Origin of the sequence: Streptococcus pluranimalium (assembly GCF_047785745.1) — a bacterium.
Taxonomy (GTDB): domain Bacteria; phylum Bacillota; class Bacilli; order Lactobacillales; family Streptococcaceae; genus Streptococcus; species Streptococcus pluranimalium_B.
Window position 1 is genome coordinate 1 of the sequence record NZ_JBLOJT010000027.1, and the last position, 17,979, is coordinate 17,979.

General features: G+C 37.8%; 20 protein-coding genes and 1 pseudogene. 3 read left to right on the plus strand and 18 right to left on the minus strand.

The window, feature by feature from the left end:
* Nucleotides 1-37: 37 nt before the first annotated feature.
* The 17 genes from ACMZ6U_RS04705 to ACMZ6U_RS04785 form a co-directional block, all read right to left on the minus strand.
* Complete coding sequence (locus ACMZ6U_RS04705) at nucleotides 38-313, minus strand: HU family DNA-binding protein (protein ID WP_017769711.1); 276 nt, start codon at nucleotides 311-313, stop codon at nucleotides 38-40.
* Nucleotides 314-437: 124 nt separating this feature from the next.
* A complete protein-coding gene (locus tag ACMZ6U_RS04710) occupies nucleotides 438-1,028 on the minus strand; it encodes a YpmS family protein (RefSeq protein ID WP_416106683.1) in 591 nt (196 codons plus the stop codon).
* Complete coding sequence (locus tag ACMZ6U_RS04715; protein ID WP_416106685.1) at nucleotides 1,015-1,848, minus strand: SGNH/GDSL hydrolase family protein; 834 nt, start codon at nucleotides 1,846-1,848, stop codon at nucleotides 1,015-1,017. The genes ACMZ6U_RS04710 and ACMZ6U_RS04715 overlap by 14 nt, the downstream gene beginning before the upstream one ends.
* A complete protein-coding gene (locus tag ACMZ6U_RS04720) occupies nucleotides 1,841-2,680 on the minus strand; it encodes a DegV family protein (RefSeq protein ID WP_416106687.1) in 840 nt (279 codons plus the stop codon). Before ACMZ6U_RS04720 ends, ACMZ6U_RS04715 begins: the two co-directional genes overlap by 8 nt.
* Nucleotides 2,681-2,792: 112 nt before the next feature.
* On the minus strand, nucleotides 2,793-4,451 hold the full coding sequence (gene recN / locus ACMZ6U_RS04725) for a DNA repair protein RecN (RefSeq protein ID WP_416106689.1): 1,659 nt from the start codon (nucleotides 4,449-4,451) through the stop codon (nucleotides 2,793-2,795).
* A 15-nt stretch (nucleotides 4,452-4,466) separates the two neighbouring features.
* Nucleotides 4,467-4,934, minus strand: coding sequence for an ArgR family transcriptional regulator (locus ACMZ6U_RS04730; RefSeq protein ID WP_416106691.1), 468 nt, complete (start codon nucleotides 4,932-4,934; stop codon nucleotides 4,467-4,469).
* Nucleotides 4,921-5,748, minus strand: a complete 828-nt coding sequence (locus tag ACMZ6U_RS04735; RefSeq protein WP_416106693.1) for a TlyA family RNA methyltransferase — start codon at nucleotides 5,746-5,748, stop codon at nucleotides 4,921-4,923. Before ACMZ6U_RS04735 ends, ACMZ6U_RS04730 begins: the two co-directional genes overlap by 14 nt.
* Entirely contained in the window at nucleotides 5,741-6,610 is an 870-nt protein-coding gene (locus tag ACMZ6U_RS04740; RefSeq protein WP_416106695.1) for a polyprenyl synthetase family protein, read from the minus strand. Before ACMZ6U_RS04740 ends, ACMZ6U_RS04735 begins: the two co-directional genes overlap by 8 nt.
* On the minus strand, nucleotides 6,610-6,828 hold the full coding sequence (locus ACMZ6U_RS04745) for an exodeoxyribonuclease VII small subunit (RefSeq protein WP_416106697.1): 219 nt from the start codon (nucleotides 6,826-6,828) through the stop codon (nucleotides 6,610-6,612). Before ACMZ6U_RS04745 ends, ACMZ6U_RS04740 begins: the two co-directional genes overlap by 1 nt.
* Nucleotides 6,818-8,146, minus strand: a complete 1,329-nt coding sequence (xseA, locus tag ACMZ6U_RS04750; protein WP_416106699.1) for an exodeoxyribonuclease VII large subunit — start codon at nucleotides 8,144-8,146, stop codon at nucleotides 6,818-6,820. Before xseA ends, ACMZ6U_RS04745 begins: the two co-directional genes overlap by 11 nt.
* A 160-nt stretch (nucleotides 8,147-8,306) precedes the next feature.
* Nucleotides 8,307-9,284: an aldo/keto reductase gene (locus ACMZ6U_RS04755; protein ID WP_416106701.1), complete on the minus strand. Its 978-nt coding sequence runs from the start codon at nucleotides 9,282-9,284 to the stop codon at nucleotides 8,307-8,309.
* Between the two features lie 223 nt (nucleotides 9,285-9,507).
* Nucleotides 9,508-10,158, minus strand: a complete 651-nt coding sequence (gene trhA, locus ACMZ6U_RS04760) for a PAQR family membrane homeostasis protein TrhA (RefSeq protein WP_416106703.1) — start codon at nucleotides 10,156-10,158, stop codon at nucleotides 9,508-9,510.
* A complete protein-coding gene (locus ACMZ6U_RS04765) occupies nucleotides 10,142-10,621 on the minus strand; it encodes a DUF1836 domain-containing protein (protein WP_416106705.1) in 480 nt (159 codons plus the stop codon). Before ACMZ6U_RS04765 ends, trhA begins: the two co-directional genes overlap by 17 nt.
* Nucleotides 10,622-10,696: 75 nt before the next feature.
* A complete protein-coding gene (locus ACMZ6U_RS04770; protein ID WP_416106707.1) occupies nucleotides 10,697-11,548 on the minus strand; it encodes a bifunctional methylenetetrahydrofolate dehydrogenase/methenyltetrahydrofolate cyclohydrolase in 852 nt (283 codons plus the stop codon).
* A gap of 343 nt (nucleotides 11,549-11,891) precedes the next feature.
* Nucleotides 11,892-12,626, minus strand: a complete 735-nt coding sequence (locus tag ACMZ6U_RS04775) for an amino acid ABC transporter ATP-binding protein (RefSeq protein WP_416106709.1) — start codon at nucleotides 12,624-12,626, stop codon at nucleotides 11,892-11,894.
* Nucleotides 12,626-13,312: an amino acid ABC transporter permease gene (locus tag ACMZ6U_RS04780; protein ID WP_416106711.1), complete on the minus strand. Its 687-nt coding sequence runs from the start codon at nucleotides 13,310-13,312 to the stop codon at nucleotides 12,626-12,628. Before ACMZ6U_RS04780 ends, ACMZ6U_RS04775 begins: the two co-directional genes overlap by 1 nt.
* 373 nt (nucleotides 13,313-13,685) lie before the next feature.
* Complete coding sequence (locus ACMZ6U_RS04785; RefSeq protein ID WP_416106713.1) at nucleotides 13,686-13,916, minus strand: DUF1797 family protein; 231 nt, start codon at nucleotides 13,914-13,916, stop codon at nucleotides 13,686-13,688.
* A gap of 276 nt (nucleotides 13,917-14,192) precedes the next feature.
* On the opposite strand from ACMZ6U_RS04785, the gene ACMZ6U_RS04790 reads away from it, so the two are divergent.
* Nucleotides 14,193-16,451 carry an AAA family ATPase gene (locus tag ACMZ6U_RS04790; RefSeq protein ID WP_416106719.1) on the plus strand — a complete coding sequence of 753 codons (2,259 nt, stop codon included), beginning with the start codon at nucleotides 14,193-14,195 and terminating at the stop codon, nucleotides 16,449-16,451.
* Nucleotides 16,452-16,496: 45 nt separating this feature from the next.
* Here ACMZ6U_RS04790 and ACMZ6U_RS04795 read toward each other — a convergent pair.
* A pseudogene (locus ACMZ6U_RS04795) lies at nucleotides 16,497-17,002 on the minus strand (ECF transporter S component).
* Nucleotides 17,003-17,140: 138 nt separating this feature from the next.
* Here ACMZ6U_RS04795 and ACMZ6U_RS04800 point away from each other — a divergent pair.
* Together ACMZ6U_RS04800 and ACMZ6U_RS04805 are read left to right on the plus strand one after the other, a co-directional pair.
* Entirely contained in the window at nucleotides 17,141-17,590 is a 450-nt protein-coding gene (locus ACMZ6U_RS04800) for an NUDIX domain-containing protein (protein WP_416106715.1), read from the plus strand.
* Nucleotides 17,591-17,649: 59 nt separating this feature from the next.
* The gene (locus ACMZ6U_RS04805) at nucleotides 17,650-17,952 is read left to right on the plus strand and encodes a DUF1827 family protein (protein ID WP_416106717.1); all 303 of its coding nucleotides are present in this window, start codon (nucleotides 17,650-17,652) and stop codon (nucleotides 17,950-17,952) included.
* The last annotated feature ends 27 nt before the right edge of the window (nucleotides 17,953-17,979 follow it).

A 17,979-nucleotide genomic window follows, 5' to 3' on the forward strand; every position in this document is an offset into this window, starting at 1 on the left:
TAAAAAACTTGATATAACGGGCTTTTTTCAGTAACTGTTATTTTACAGCGTCTTTGAGTGCTTTACCAGCTTTGAAAGCAGGAACTTTTGAAGCTGCGATTGAGATTTCTTCACCAGTTTGTGGGTTGCGACCTTTACGAGCTGCACGTTCACGAACTTCAAAGTTACCAAAACCGATAAGTTGTACTTTATCACCTTTTGCAAGGAAACCTTCAATTGCTTCAAATACTGCATCAACTGCTGCAGCTGAATCCTTCTTAGTTAATTCCGTTGCTTCAGCAACTTTTGCGATTAAATCTTGTTTATTTGCCATTTTGAACAAATCCTCCATAAATTTTAAGCTTAATGCTTATTAACAACATCTATCATATCGGAAAAAGCTTGTATGGTCAAGTATTTAACGTTTTGGTACCAGCTATTTTCTTATTTTCATAACCTTATGGTTCTTTGAAGAGATCAAAGCTAATGCGATCATTAGCTAGGTCAAATTCCCTTGCTTTTGCATAAAGACCATTCGACAATTTGATATCTTTTAATGACAAAATAATTTCTGATTGTTTAGGTTTGATTTCCAAGAATTTTGGAATATCATAAACATTCGCAATATAATTCAAGACTTCTTTTTTAGGAAGAGTTAATGTCCCTGCTGATACCGATGTCACTTCCAATTGCACGTTTCCGTTTTTTAGTACGTAAGGTTCAAAATAAACATATAGAGGAATATCATATCCTAGCAATTTGTAAGTCCCTTGAAACAAAACCTGTCTTGAAGTGGTATAAAACTCATATTGTAACCCTTTAGACTGGTATTCTTCTAGGAATGCTACAGCGGTGTTATTTAATTCTTCTCGACTGGTGATAAAACTACCTGTTTTGATAGCAGCTCCTTCTTTGGAACTTGACACTTTACTAATGGATTGTTCCCTTGGCTGTATCACCCGATAGGCTACAACACTAACAAAAGCCATATTCATTGCTAATAAAATCAAGAAAAAATACTTCCATAAATTTGTCTTATTTTGTTTCATGTGTCTGACTAATCCTCTCCATAATGGCATCAGCCATGATACCGTAACCTATATTATTGGGATGAAAATGATCTTCCGTGAATAAGGCATCATTGACAACTGTTGTACGTTCACCAGAAACTGAAACAACTCCTTCTTGTCCTTCAACTCCTTTATAAAGCTGATCATTAATCCCAACAAAATAAACACCGTCGTACTCTGCCACTAATTGTTTCGTTTGCTCATTCCAATTATCAACAATATCCTGCATTTGAGTCATTTCTTGAAAATTGAGATAAAAGGGGTTATAGATACCAACAATGTAAATTGGTAAATCTGGATTATCTTTTCGAGCTAATTTAATAATCTCTTTAACATTCTTTTGGTAAGCTGTAGAGCCAGACGTAAAACTATCAGTATTCAGATGATTTAAGTTCTCACGAATAACCTTCATCACATCATTCCCGCCAACCGTTAAGGTCATCAGGTTAGCTGTTTTAAGATTCTTTTGAATTGCCTTTTGTTTCTTCATGCGATTCAAAATCTGACGACTAGTATTTCCAGAAATGCCATAGTTACTCGTTATTGTCTCATACCTATAGGCTTCATCCAATCGTCTAGCCAAAAGAGGGACAAATCCTCCCTGATTAGTGATATCTCCCACTCCTTGAGTTAGAGAGTCACCAATAGCTAACAAATGGAATTTTCTTTGTTTTTCCTTTAAAAAATCTGATTTTTTTAGTTGCGAATCAGAAGTAGGAATTAAAAAAACAAAAACGATAATAAATAGTAAAAAGCTTGCTAAAAATACAACAAGTCCATTTCGTAAACTCTTATTCATAACGCACCATAACTGCAAAAGCATCCTCACCCGTATGCGTCTGAATAATCGATCCCGTCTCTAAAACAGAAATATCTTGCCTAACCAGTCCTTGTAGCTTATCTCTAAGAGTCATTGCAAAATCTTTTTTGCCTGAATACGAAATAGCAATTTCAGCAACTTGTCCAGCTTCTAAATCAGAGGCAAAAGTATCCACCCATTTTGTAAAAGTCTTTACACCTCGCCCTTTGATCAGAGGATTAAGAGCATGATCTTTAAGTTCCATCAAAACACGAATATTCAAAAGAGAGCTCAAGATACCAGTCACACGTCCAATACGTCCTCCTTTGACAAGATTTTCTAAGGTAGACACACCAATATACAACTCTGTCTTCTCACGAACTGACTCAATACGTGACAAAATTATTTCCAAATCAGCACCATCTTTAGCAAGTTTAGCCGCTTCAACAACTTGGAATTTCATCGCTTGATCGGTAAAACCAGAATCAAGGATAGTCGCGTCTACTCCAGCAATCATTGCCCCTTGGCGAGCAGCTTCAATAGTTCCGGACAAAGAGTGTGTCAGGTGGATAGAAATGATTTGCTCAGCGCCATTTGCAACAAGATTCTCGTAAACTTCCGCAAATAAACCAACCGGTGGCTGGCTGGTCTTAGGCAAGTTCTTACCCGTCTTCATAAGCGACAAAAATTTTCCTTCTTCTTTAAGGTCTTTATCTGAAAATAACTCGCCATCAATCATTACAGAAAGCGGAACAATGGTAATATCTAACGCTTCTACAATAGATGGCTCTATTGTAATGGATGAATCTGTTACGATTTTTATCTTACTCATGTCAAAAACTATTCCAATCTTATTTCCTTGTTACGTATTTTCTCATTATATCAAAAAACGATATTTTTAGGAATCAATGACAACCGACAATCTAGATTACAACTAAAGAGATTTACTTTTTAAGTAATTCTCTTGCTTGCTCTCTAGCTGATGCAGTAACATCACTCCCAGCAATCATTTTGGCAATTTCTTCAATCCGTTCGTCCTCATTAAGCAAACGAACAGTAGAAACTGTTGAGGTATCATCACTTTCTTTAGAAATATAAAACTGATAATCTGCCGCAGCAATAACCTGTGGTAAATGAGAAATCGCAAGAACTTGACCGTGACTTCCAATTTTATAAATCTTTTGCGCAATAGCTTGAGCAACACGACCTGATACCCCAGTATCAACTTCATCAAAGACGATGCTAGTCTTATCTTCCTTACGAGAAAAGGCTGATTTTATTGCCAACATCAGACGGGATAGTTCACCTCCTGAGGCAACTTTAACTAGTGGTTTAAAACCTTCTCCTGGATTGGTAGAAATATAGAATTCAACCAACTCATTCCCTTCTTTACTAAATTTTCCCTTGTTAAACTGCACTTGAAAGTCCGCTTTTTCCATATAAAGCTCCCTAAGTTCAGCTTTGATTTCCTCTTCAAGAGAATGAGCAATGTTATGCCTAGCATCCGATAGTTTAGCCGCAGCGGCTAATAACTCTTTTTCCAAAAGTCGACGGTCCATTTCTAGACTTTCTGAATTAGCATCATTTCCGGTTAAAAGATTATATTCCTTACTGATGTTATCTAAATAATCCAAAACATCATCCACACTGCCACCGTATTTTCGTGTAATCGTGTTTAATACATCCAGACGAGCTTCAACAGCTAATAAACGACCAGCATCAAAATCTAGGTTGTCAATCAAATCTGATAGTCCCTTGGCAACATCCTCTAAAACATAGTAACTTTCAGCAAGATGAGACGATAGTTCTTTATATTCAGGATCAAATTCTTCCAAGGTCATCATATCATTCATAGCTGAACGAACATTTGATAGACTAGACAATTCCTCGTTATCTAGCATAGTATAAGCATTGGTCAAAGTATCCGCAATCTGTTTATGATTCATCAACTTGTCGCGTTCTTGAAGCAACTTCTCATCCTCACCTGATTTAAGGGTTGCTGCTTCAATCTCTGCCATTTGAAATTCGAGCATTTCAATTCGAGCCTTATGTTCACGCTCATTCTTTTGCTGGTCAAGAACACGTTTACGTAATACTCGATAGGCTTCAAAGGTTTCTTGATAAGTTGCTTTAATCTCGGCGAAAGCAGTATCACCAAACTCATCTAACATACGAATATGAAGACTTGGTTTCATCAATTCTTCTTGGTCGTGCTGCCCATGGATATCAACCAGATGCTGTCCAATTGCTTTCAAGGTTGTCACGTTAACCATTTGACCATTAACACGACTGACACTGCGACCATTTTGAAAGATGTCACGTCGAATAATTAAATCATCTTCAAAATCAATGCCGTTTTCTTCTAAAATAGCAAGCAGCTGAGGACTCTTTTCAACTGAAAATAATCCTTCGATTTCAGCCTTAGCTTGTCCATGACGAATAACTTCTGTTGAAGCACGCGCGCCAAGCATCATGTTCATAGCATCAATGATAATAGACTTCCCAGCTCCGGTTTCACCAGTTAGGACGGTCATACCGTTATCAAACGTCAATGAAATCTCCTCAATAATAGCAAAGTTTTTTATGGAAATTTCTAATAACATGCTTGTCCTCGTTTTCTATTTCTTTTTGATTAAACCTTGAAAAATCTCTGTAAGTTCTTTAGCATTTTCACCAGTTGTCGCAATTAAAAGCAGACTATCATCATCACCAAGTAAGCTAAAAATCTTTTCTGAATAATCTTCTAAGATAAGGCGTTTTAAATACTTTGTTGAGCCAGGAACGACAGTGATAGAAATCATATTAATAATCTCTGATTCCCCTTGGGTCACTTCTAAAATATTTTCAGCTGCTCGCTGCAAAGGGCTCATGTAACGTTGTGCAGCTTCATTTGATAGACCATAAACATAGCCACCACTGTTACTTTTTACCTTAATAATCCCAATCGTATTAATATCCCTAGAAACCGTGGCTTGAGTTGCCAAAACGCCTTTGGACTCTAAAATAGCGACTAATTCTTGTTGCGTTTCAATTTCCTGTTCGCTAACAATTTGTCGAATTAATTCTAATCGTTCATTCTTCCGCATTTTTCTTAAATTCCTCATGTGCTTTTGCAACAACCTGACAGATATCAGTTAACACCAAATTCTCAGGAGTTGCTGATTTTTCTAACAAAGCTAAAAATTCGATATTTCCGTGACCACCTTGTATCGGTGAAAAATCAAGTTCCTTAACTGTAAATCCGTAATTTACAGCAAAAGACGTTACATTTTCCAAAACTTTTTCGTGAACAAGCTTGTCTTTAACAATGCCATTTTTACCAATCTGCTCACGCCCCGCTTCAAATTGCGGTTTGACGAGGGCAACAACCTGACCACCATCTACTATGACATTAGCTAGCGCTGGTAAAATCAAATTGAGCGATATAAAACTAACATCAATACTGGCAAATGATGGTAAGCCTTCCCTAAAGTCCTTACTCTCAGCGTAACGAAAATTATATTGCTCCATAGAACACACCCGTTCATCCTGGCGTAATTTCCAAACCAATTGATTGGTTCCGACATCCACCGCATAGACCAATTTAGCGCCATTTTGCAGCATGACATCCGTAAAGCCTCCTGTTGAAGCACCAATATCAATAGTTGTCGCATCCTTAACCGAGATATCAAAGACGTCTAATGCCTTTTCAAGTTTCAATCCACCCCGGCTGACATACTTAAGTTTTTCACCCTTGAGTTTTAACTCAGTAGCTTCATCAATTTTTTCACCGGGTTTATCATAACGTTGACCGTTAATAATATTGACAACTAAGCCTGCCATGACGCCACGTTTGGCTTGTTCTCTAGTATCAAACAGCCCCTGTTTATAGGCCAACACATCCACTCTTTCTTTAGGCATGAAATCGCAACCTTTCTATGATAGGCAAAATACATCCGGCTTTAAAATCTGTTTTTTCTTCTAGGTTTTGAAAAATAGCTACCGCTTGATTGAGCGAATCGTCCAAAATCTCATAAGATTTCTGTAAACCTAAAAGTGCTGGGTAGGTTGATTTATCAGCAACAATATCTTTATTAGGCGTTTTACCGATAGTTTCAAAATCCGCTGTCACATCTAGAATATCATCGCGAACCTGAAAAGCTAAACCAAGCAATTGGCCTGCTGTACCTAATTCTAAAATGACCTTCTCCGATTGCTTGGCAATACGTCCAGCTGCTAAGAATGGAAAAACTAAGAGAGCACCTGTTTTGTTGGCGTGAATCAACTGAACTTGCTCAAGCGTCAAGCTCTGACCTTCTCCCTTCATATCAAGCATTTGCCCACCGACCATACCAAACGTTCCTGAAAAACGCGATAACATTTGGATCAGACTTACCTTGATATCTGCTTCCAAATCTGCTTCAGCGATTAAACCTGGGGCATCTAGAAAGAACGAATCAGCTGCTAAAATAGCTGTTGCTTCATCGAATTTTTTATGATTAGTCAAACGACCACGACGGTAATCATCGTTATCCATGGCTGGAAGATCGTCATGAATCAAACTACCAGTGTGAATCATCTCAAGAGCTGCTGCTACGTCAAAATGCGCCTCTGTCAACTTTATTCCAAATCCTTCTAGTAAATCCAATAAAATCAAGGGACGAATCCGCTTGCCACCACTATCAACGGAATAAAGAATAGCTTCAATCAGGTCTTTTGAAACAGCATCTTGGCTCTGATAATAAGCACGAATAGCTTGATCAATTTGTGTCATCTTATCCATTAGGCATCCATTTCTACTTCACTACCATCAGGTTGCATGACCTTAACCAGCGTTTTTTCAGCATCTTGTAAGGTTTGTTGCAGCTCTTTGGACAGAACCATTCCCTTTTGAAATTGCTCAATCGCTTTTTCTAAAGGCACATCTCCATTTTCCAACTGGGTTACAATAGTTTCTAAGTCTTGTAAATTCTCTTCAAATGTTTTTTTCTTACTTGGCATCTTCTACCTCTACTTCTAGCTGACCATCCTTCATTTGAATCGAAAGGTGGTCTCCTTTTTTGACATCATTAACACTGGTAATAGGTTTGTTATCTTTTTGAACAATGGCATAGCCACGCGCCACAATTCTTGTCGTATCAAGTGATAAAAGCGCGTCGTGAGCTTTTTCAAAGCGACTAACCTTGCTATCGTAAACACTGGTCATATTTGACATCAGCAGACGTTTTAAAACAGCCAGACGTTCATCATCGCGATTGACTTTTTCGGACAATCCTGTTGTCAAGAGACGTTGATATAATAGTCTCTCTTGCTGTTGAGCTTGCTTAAGGTTAGTTGTCATTAATTGACTTAAACGACTGGTCAAATGGTCTAACTTTTGAGCAATACCATCATAAAGGCGTTCAGGCTGTCTAAACATAACAGAAGCCCTCAGTTTATCCAATCGCTCTCTTTGCCATTTCAACTGGCGCAGACTAGCTTGATAAGCCCGTTGCTGACGCTCACCAATCCAAGCTAAAATATCAGCCTTACTTATTGGAGTCGCAATTTCTGCTGCTGCGGTTGGAGTTGCTGCTCGACGATCAGCTACAAAATCAGCTAAGGTTGTATCTGTTTCATGACCGACACTGGAAATAATCGGCAAACGGGATTCAAAAATTGCTTCAACCACAATCTCCTCGTTAAAAGCCCATAAATCTTCAATGGAACCACCACCGCGACCGATAATAAGGAGGTCTAAATCTTCTCGTTGATTAGCCTCAGCAATATTAGCTGCCACTTCTTGCGCAGCACCATCGCCTTGAACCTTTGTTGGAAAAAGAAGAATATCAACTCCCGGGAAACGTCTTGAGATGGTCGTGATAATATCTCTAATAACAGCCCCACTTGGACTAGTGACTACTCCTATTTTTTTAGGAAATTGAGGAAGCGGCTGCTTGTGCTTATCGTCAAAATAGCCTGCCTCGGTCAATTTTTTCTTGAGCTGTTCAAATTGAATAGCCAAAGCACCAATGCCATCTGGCTCTGCCTTTTCAATAATAATGGAATAAGAACCACCAGGCTCATAGAGTTGTACACGACCAATAACATTAATTTTCATGCCCTCTTCCAAGTCAAATCCTAATTTTTTGAATTGACCTGACCACATCGTCGCCTGTATAACCGCATGCTCATCCTTAAGCGAAAAGTACTGATGATTAGGTCGACGTCGAAAGTTAGAGACTTGCCCAGTCAAATAAACCCGCTCTAAATATGGATCTCGATCAAATTTCAGTTTGAGATATTTGGTTAAATGACTAACTGTTAAATATTCCGACATCTGCTACCTTTCCATTTTTATGCAAAATTCCTTATTCATTATACCATTTTTCAGTCCAGAAGAACAAAAGCAAACTAGATAAATAAAAGCAAAAAAGCAAGAAAAAATCTAATAACAAGATCTTTTCCTACTTTTTTAAAAACTATTCATTAATCGATCTTTACAAAGCACCGACCATCCTCTGTGGTTGATAGGATTCATCGAGATAGAGCGTATCTTCAGATGACAATGCTACATCAAAGGCTCTCATAAAATCATCCAAATACTTTTCTTTCGTCACCCCAACAATTGGCAAATGAATACCTTTTTGCCACAGCCAAGCAAGAGCTATTTGAGCTCTAGAAACAGCTTTTTGCTCTGCCAATTCAGCCACACGGGCAACAATCTGACGATCTAGATCTTCCGTAGAATCATATTTGTCGTGAGCTACCTGGTCGGTTTTACTACGAGCAGTATCCGCATTCCAATCCCTCACTACACGACCTGCTGCCAAAGGGCTGTAGGGTACCAAAGCCACTCCAGAATCTTGACAGAAGGGAATCATTTCACGTTCATCCTCACGATAAAGCATATTGTAGTGGTTTTGCATAACAGAAAATTTGGTCCAGCCATTCTTTTCAGCGACATACTGTGCTTTTTGGAATTGCCAATCATACATAGCTGAAGCCCCTAGATAGTGAACCTTACCATCACGTACCAAATCATTCAAAGCAGCCATGGTTTCTTCAATCGGTGTCTCATAATCCCAACGGTGAATATCAATGTAATCCGTACCTAGCCGTTTTAAACTAGCCTCTACTTGATTAAAAATTGCTTTACGAGACAAGCCCTTAGTATTTGGACTATCAGAATGACCATCCCCAAAGAAGATCTTCGTTGCAATAATAACCTCATCACGCTTAGCAAAATCAGCTAGAGCACGCCCTAAGTATTCTTCGCTAGTCCCTTTAGCGTAGGTATTTGCCGTATCAAAAAAATTAATACCCATATCCAAAGCTTTTTTGATGATACGGCGACTCTCTTCTTCATTTAGTAACCACCCAGAATGAAATACTTTACTAGCATCCCTAAAACCCATGCAACCTAAGCATAATTTTGAAACTTCTAATCCAGTATTTCCAAGTCTTATATACTCCATGATAAACCTCCAATTATCTTAATATAGTTTTATGATATACCCTGTACTCAACTACAAGTCAAGCGTTTTCATTGTTATAGTCAAAATTATAGTCAAATAAATTAACTTTCGGACCAGGAACTGAGACACAGATAGTACTGAAGTACAGCAAGTTGAAAGTGACGATGTATCAAAGTTATTCAAAAGTTCATGTAACCAAAAAAATCGGACCATCGTCCGACTCTTAAAGCATATAAAAGACAATCGCAATATATTGCAATGCTGAAGCCAAAAGGATAAATAAGTGCCAAATCATATGGAAATAAGGACGTTTCTTAGCATAAAAGAACGCTCCCACTGTATAAGAAAGCCCCCCTGCTAACATAAGTAAGCCAAAAGTAAGATTAGTTTTTTGAATAATAACCGGAAGGATGAAAATAACCAGCCACCCCATAAACAGGTAAAGAAATAGACTAAATTTTTCGTTAATATTTTGAGCCAAAATTTTGTAAAGAATCCCGAATATCGTCACTCCCCATTGCAGAATGATAATCGTTACCCCTAACCAGCCACCAACCAAAGAAAGAGCTACTGGTGTATATGAGCCTGCAATAGCAATATAAATCATACTGTGATCAATAATCCTCAAGATATATTTCTGAGGTGTCCCGTATGTCATAGAGTGATAAACCGCTGATGATAAAAACATCAAGAACAAACTAATAACAAAGATAGACATCCCAACAGCTGCTGTCAGATTATAAACCTGATAAGCTCTAATCGCTGTAACAGGCAATAGAGTTAACATAATAGCTGCCCCCACTCCATGTGTTGTCGCATTAGCAATTTCTTCCCCAAACGATAACGGATTGCTAAATTTAAAGGTTTGATTCATTATCTTTTCCTCCTAGTTCAATGGTCAATAAGCGCGCTTTATAATAGGATCTCACCGCTAAACAAGAATAAGCAATAATGTCTGGTACTTCTGCTTCTTCATTCATACAAATAACAAACAAATTGTACAATTCCTCAGAGCTATAGTTCTGCCGTAAAACCTCCAAGGTTTCCCCGATTTCTTGTAGGCTAAAAACATTTTTTAAGAAAGCAATAGCAATCAAGCGAGCAATCTGATGCCGCTGATACTTTTTCTTAATCGGCTTTTCCAAATGCCCATTCTTGACATAATTATTGACCATAGAAGAGGTAATCCCCTTAACATCTCTATCAACTCGTGTCTGGCTAACCTTGTTAACATAATAAAGCACTTGGTCTAAATAAAGTTCCAGCTCTGGCAAGTCTTCCCATAATGGTAATTTTTTTAAATTAATTTCTTCAAAAATATCACATCTAGTTTTCATAACTAGATTATATCATTTATATAAAAATAAACAAGAAAAAACCTTGCCCGAAGACAAGATTCTACTTTTAGCTAACTATCTGATAGTTCTTAAGGCTGCTTCGTAAGTTTGTTCCAGAAGCATAGTAATCGTCATTGGCCCAACACCTCCAGGAACTGGGGTAATTAAATCAGCTAGTGGTTCAACAGCGTCAAAATCAACATCACCTGAGAGTTTTCCCTCATCATCACGATTCATACCAACATCAATGACAACAGCACCTGGCTTAACATAATCAGCTGTAATAAATTTGGAACGTCCGATAGCCACTACTAAAACATCAGCTGTTTTAGTAATATTAGACAAATCTTTCGTCCTTGAATGTGTTGATGTGACCGTAGCATTAGCTTCCAAAAGCAGGGCTGCCATAGGCTTTCCAACGATATTGGAACGTCCGACAACAACAGCATTCTTACCCTCTAACTCAACCCCATAAACTTCGAACATCTTCATAATGCCAGCAGGCGTACATGGAATCAAAGCTGGTTTTCCAGACCACAAGCGACCTGTATTAACATGATGAAACCCATCAACATCCTTATCAGGATCAATCGCTAAAACAACTTTTTCTTCATCAATATGATTTGGCAGAGGTAACTGAACAAGAATACCATGAAAACGACTATCTTGATTATATTGCTCAACGGTATCAAGAAGTTCTTCTTGTGTGGTATCTTCCGATAGACGGACAGTCTCACTGAAAAATCCAGCTTTTTCAGCAGAACGCTCTTTATTTCGAACATAAATCTGACTGGCAGGATTTTCTCCAACTAGAATAACGACTAAACCTGGCACGACGCCTTCTTTTTCTTTTAAGTTGGCAACCTTCTCAGCTAATTCAGCTTGCATCTTTTGGGCAAGGCCCTTACCATCAATCAATCTTGCCATCATACACTCCAATACTTTTTGACCATTATACCAAAAAAGTCTGACAGATACCTAGTTCTAGTCTGGAAATAAATTTTCAAATCAGTCACTGCTATTAACATGTTAAAAAGTCACTCATAGACTTCAAAAACAATAGACTAACAGTATTTCAAAGCCCTTTCCCCAGATAATAATACTCGAAGAAAATCAAAATCTGACTAGAAAAAGCGTCGTAGCTAGAACTAAAGTTAATCAAGGTAAACTTGACAATATCAGATTTTGATTTTCAATGAGTATAAAAAAAGCTGAAAAAATGATCTAAATTGGATTTTTTCAACTTTAGTAAGTACTCGTCAATTTTATGCTATAACACCTTACTCAAGAAATTTTTTGTTCGTTCCTCTTGAGTATTTTCAAAGATTTGTTGAGGTGTCCCATCTTCAACGATAACACCTCCATCCATGAAAATGACACGATCAGCTACCTCGCGAGCAAATCCCATTTCATGTGTCACAATGACCATGGTCATTCCAGACTTAGCTAAGTCTTTCATAACAGCCAAAACTTCTCCTACCATCTCTGGATCAAGAGCTGATGTGGGTTCGTCAAACAAGAGAACATCAGGATCCATAGCCAAGCCACGAGCAATGGCAATACGTTGCTGTTGCCCTCCAGACAGACTTGGAGAGTAGGTATTCGCCTTGTCACGAAGGCCAACTTTATCAAGAAGGTCATAGGCTTTGCTTTCGGCTTCAGATTTAGATAAACCTTTTGTTTTAATTGGCGATAAGGTAATGTTTTCTAAGATACTCATATTTGGAAAGAGATTAAACTGTTGGAAAACCATTCCCATTTTTTCACGCATTTTAAAAACGTCATTCTTTTTGTCTGTAATATCCACACCTTCAAAAGTAACCTTACCCTTGGTGGGGATTTCCAATAAGTTCATGGTTCTTAAAAAAGTTGACTTCCCTGATCCAGAAGGTCCTATGATAACCACGACTTCACCCTTATAAATGTCAAGATCAATGCCTTTTAAGACTTCGTTTTTACCGAAATACTTATGTAAATTCTCAATTGAAATCAAAGTTTCTGTCATCAGAACGCCCCTCCATTACTCATACGTTTTTCAAGAAGTTTTAATAAACTTGACATAGCTGTTGTAACCATTAAGTAATAGAATGCCGCAAACAACAATGGCTCAACAGGAATATAAGTCGCCGCTACAACAGACTGGGCACCATTCCAAAGTTCCATTACCCCAATCGTTTGTAAAAGTGAACTATCCTTGATAATCGTAATAAATTCATTACCCAAGGCTGGCAAAATATTTTTTATCGCTTGAGGTAAAATAACATAGCGCATAGCGTTTTTAGGTTTTATACCAAGTGAATAAGCCGCTTCCAGCTGACCTTTTGGTACAGACTCAATACCAGCACGAACAGATTCCGAAATATAGGCACCACTGTTTAATGAAATAATGATAATACCTGGTAGTAGACGGGTAAAGTCCATATCTAAAACACCAAAACCAATGGTCGGTGCACCATTAAAGTGTAACCAAGCAAAAGCAATCATGATTTGAACGACCATAGGAGTCCCACGGAAAATCCAGACATAAACACTAGCCAACCATGATAACGGTTTTAAAGAACTTCTTTTAAGCAATGCTACTAAGATACCGATGATGGTTCCGAAAAAAACGACACAAGCCGAAATCATGATGGTCACTAAGACACCGTAGTTAAAATAGGCCCAATACTTGGGAAGGAATGAAAAATCCATAATGAACTCCTGTTAATAAAATATAAAAACAATCATAGCATATATACATAGAAAAGACAAGATTTTTAGTATTTTTATACAGAATATCATTAACAGAACGATGATGACCTTAAGAAGGCTATAGAAATCAGTAACGATAGCAATAAACAGACTTTTATTTCTGACGGTCAATGTCTATTTAATACTGATTGTAATTCAAAATCTGAATATAGAATTATGGTTCGAGTCTCCTTATCCTAGTAAATCGTCCAGATTTACACCTTGTACTTAAATGGTTTCAGATTTAGATTTTCATTGAGTATAACATAGTATCACTAAACTTATTTCCAAGAAAAAATGAGCTGGGAATAGTTCCTAACTCATTTCAATCATCTTAGTAAAGCAAATCGTAGATTTCCATTGCAATCAGGTCAATGCTATCGAATGAATAAGTTTCTCTAGCTTCAACATCACGCAAAGTGAAAACTGGTCCGTTTTCTGGATCGTTGCTAAATGATACTTCTGCAACAACAACTCCTTCACGTTCAAAATTACGTTTTAAATTACCACCATCTGTAGCCATAAGCTCAAGACGATTAATAATTCTCACCAAATGTGATTCCATATCATACTCCTCTATTTCTATTACTTTCTCTTATTTTACCACAAATAGCTGTCAAAGTAACTCTAAATCCACCAATTCCTTATAGAAAGCCATAAAATTCACAGTGTTAGCACTCTATTATAAAGAGTGCTAATTTTTTTAAACTTTTTACTTGCAATGCTGTCCCATAGTGCTATAATAAAGTCAGATAAAGTTTGACTATATTTGACCAAAAAATCTTTTGTCACTATCATCAGGACTTTATTATAAAAATCTCTCAAAAAGCGAGGTATGTCTATGCTTTGTCAAAATTGTCAATTAAACGAATCAACTATCCATTTATACACAAATGTTAATGGGAAACAAAAACAAGTCGATCTTTGCCAAAACTGTTACCAAATCATGAAAACTGATCCTAAGAACAGTCTATTATCTCAGTTAGGTCAAGAAAAGGCATCATCATCTATGAATCCATTTTTTGATGATTTCTTTGGTGATTTAAATAACTTTCGTGCTTTCAGTGGCGACTTACCAAACAGTCCAAAAACTCAATCGGGCGGTCAAGGTGGTAATAATGGACCTGGAAATCCCCGTACAAACGGTCCGCAAGGTCCAGCCCAACAAAAACCACAAGGTCTTTTAGAAGAATTTGGTATCAATATCACTGATATCGCACGTCGTGGAGACATCGATCCCGTTATTGGGCGTGATGATGAAATTCTTCGTGTCATCGAAATCCTAAACCGCCGTACTAAAAATAATCCTGTCCTCATTGGTGAACCTGGGGTTGGTAAAACTGCCGTCGTTGAAGGATTGGCTCAAAAAATCGTCGACGCCGATGTGCCTCAAAAACTTCAAGGTAAGCAAGTTATCCGTTTGGATGTTGTCAGCCTTGTTCAAGGTACTGGTATTCGCGGACAATTCGAAGAACGCATGCAAAAACTCATGGAAGAAATCCGTAACCGTCAAGATGTGATTCTCTTCATCGATGAAATCCATGAAATTGTTGGTGCTGGTAATGCAGGAGACGGCAACATGGATGCAGGTAATATCTTGAAACCTGCGCTTGCCCGGGGGGAACTCCAACTAGTTGGTGCTACAACGCTTAACGAATACCGTATCATTGAAAAAGATGCTGCTTTGGAACGTCGTATGCAACCTGTCAAAGTTGATGAGCCAAGCGTTGAGGAAACCATCACTATCTTAAAAGGTATTCAACCGAAATACGAAGACTACCACCATGTCAAATACAGTGCTGATGCTATTGAAGCTGCAGCTATCCTTTCAAATCGATACATTCAAGACCGCTTCCTACCAGATAAGGCTATTGACCTTCTCGACGAAGCCGGCTCTAAGATGAACTTAACCTTGAATTTTGTTGATCCACAAGAAATCGATCAACGTTTGGTAGAAGCCGAAAACCTTAAAGCTAGAGCAACTCGTGATGAAGACTATGAACGTGCAGCTTACTTCCGTGATCAAATTGCTAAATACAAAGAAATGCAAGCGCAAAAAATCGATGACCACGATATTCCAGTCATCACTGAACAAAATATCGAAGCCATCATTGAACAAAAAACTAATATTCCAGTTGGTGACTTAAAAGAGAAAGAACAAACACAACTAGTTCACTTAGCGGATGATCTTAAATCACATGTCATTGGCCAAGATGATGCCGTTGATAAAATTGCTAAAGCCATTCGTCGTAATCGTGTTGGACTTGGTTCACCAAATCGTCCAATAGGCTCCTTCCTTTTTGTTGGCCCAACTGGTGTCGGTAAAACAGAACTCTCAAAACAACTAGCAATCGAGCTCTTTGGTTCAGCAGACAGCATGATTCGCTTTGATATGTCCGAGTACATGGAAAAACATGCCGTCGCTAAACTTGTCGGAGCTCCTCCAGGTTATGTTGGTTACGAAGAAGCTGGTCAATTGACAGAAAAAGTTCGTCGCAATCCATACTCACTCATTCTCTTGGATGAAGTTGAGAAAGCTCACCCAGATGTTATGCATATGTTCTTACAAGTTCTTGACGATGGTCGTTTGACTGATGGTCAAGGTCGTACCGTTAGCTTCAAAGATACCATTATCATCATGACCTCGAATGCTGGAACAGGCAAGGTTGAAGCTTCTGTCGGTTTTGGAGCAGCTCGTGAAGGTCGTACCAACTCCGTTCTTAACCAACTTGGAGACTTCTTTAGCCCAGAATTCATGAACCGCTTTGATGGTATTATCGAATTTAAAGCTCTTGAAAAAGAAAATCTCCTTACTATTGTTGATCTCATGCTCAAAGATGTCAATGATAGACTTTCTACCAACGGTCTTCACCTTGATGTCACCGAGAAAGTTAAGGAAAAATTGGTTGATCTTGGCTATGATCCAAAAATGGGGGCTCGTCCACTTCGCAGAACAATTCAAGATCATATCGAAGATGCTATCACAGATTTCTATCTTGAAAATCCTTCAGAGAAAAATCTCCGTGCCATCATGACTTCAAATGGAAACATCATGATTAAATCAAGTACGAAAGCTGAAGCTGTCGTAGAAGAAAACTAAAAAAGATTATGCCAATCGATGATTGGCATAATCTTTTTTGCTGTCTCAACGATTCCAATAGGATTGGAAATCTTTAAAAATGGACGTTTTATCATAAACAAGGTAAACAACTACTATTGAGAGAGCAACTGCTAAAATATCAAACGGTAATTTTAACATCGCATATTGAGGATTGGCATAAACAAAAGCCCTACCCAAACCGTAACCAATAATATCGACAAGAGCTCCTACAGACATCGCCATCCAAAGACGATCTTACTAGCTTTTTTCATCTTAGGACCAACTAAAACTGAGATAGCTAAAACTTGCAAACTATGCGTTACCAAAGTGACGAACATAGGGGCTGGATAAAAGAAAAAATCCCCTAAAAAAGAACCAAGACTTGCAACAATCATCGCTTCCACCAGAGGAAATAAAAGGCCTACTAGAAAAATAATAATACCATTGAAATATAAATGCCCCCCAGGTACAGGAATCGACAAGAAACTAGCACTTAAAATAATAGTTACCGTCATAAAAAGCGCTGAAATCGTTAAGCGTCTTGTTGACATATGTTACCCCCTATCAACTTTTATGTTTATAGATAGTTATATCAAGATTTTTCTGAAAATGTCAAAATTTTTTTAAAACTCTTCTGGTCTATTAAGTTAATTTTTAGTATAATAAGGAAAAAACAATAGAGGAAAATTATGTCAAATCCTACATTCGGACACAAAGAAGACAACGTCCACTATCAAAATCGCTATGGAGTCTACGCAGTTATTCCAAATGAAGAGCAAGATAAAATCATTTTAGTCCAAGCGCCAAATGGTGCTTGGTTCCTACCGGGTGGCGAAATTGAAGGCGACGAGGATTACTATCAAGCTCTAGATCGCGAACTTATTGAAGAACTAGGTTTTAAAGCTAAAGTTGGAGATTACTTTGGTCAAGCCGATGAATATTTCTACTCCAGCCATCGTGATACACATTTTTACAATCCTGCCTACATCTATGAGGTCACTTGTTTCGACATTTTAGGAAATCCTTTAGAAGATTTTAACAATTTAGCTTGGTTCTCCATCCCAGAAGCTAAAGAAAAATTAAAACGTGGTAGCCATCGCTGGGGAATCGAAATGTGGCAAAAAAAATACCATAAATAATATTTTTACACAAATACGTGTTATAATAGAAGCATAGAAAGTTTTATAGGAGGATGCATATGAGACTTATCAACGTTACAAGTAGTCACCCTACGCTCGTTAAAAATCAACTCCGAAATACTGATGCAAGCCTAGTCGAAGTCTACTCCGCAGGTAATACTGACGTCATCTTTTCACAGGCACCAAAACATTATGAAATTCTTATTTCAAATAAATACCGTGCTATTAAAGATTCTGAATTAGAAGCGATTCGGGAATTCTTCCTAAAACGTAAAATAGATAAAACTATTATCCTAAAAGAACAGTTAAAAACCTCACACACTGAAAATCTTATCAACATCTCTATCCCAACAACTATTTAACAAGCCACTATGGCTTGTTTTTGTTTT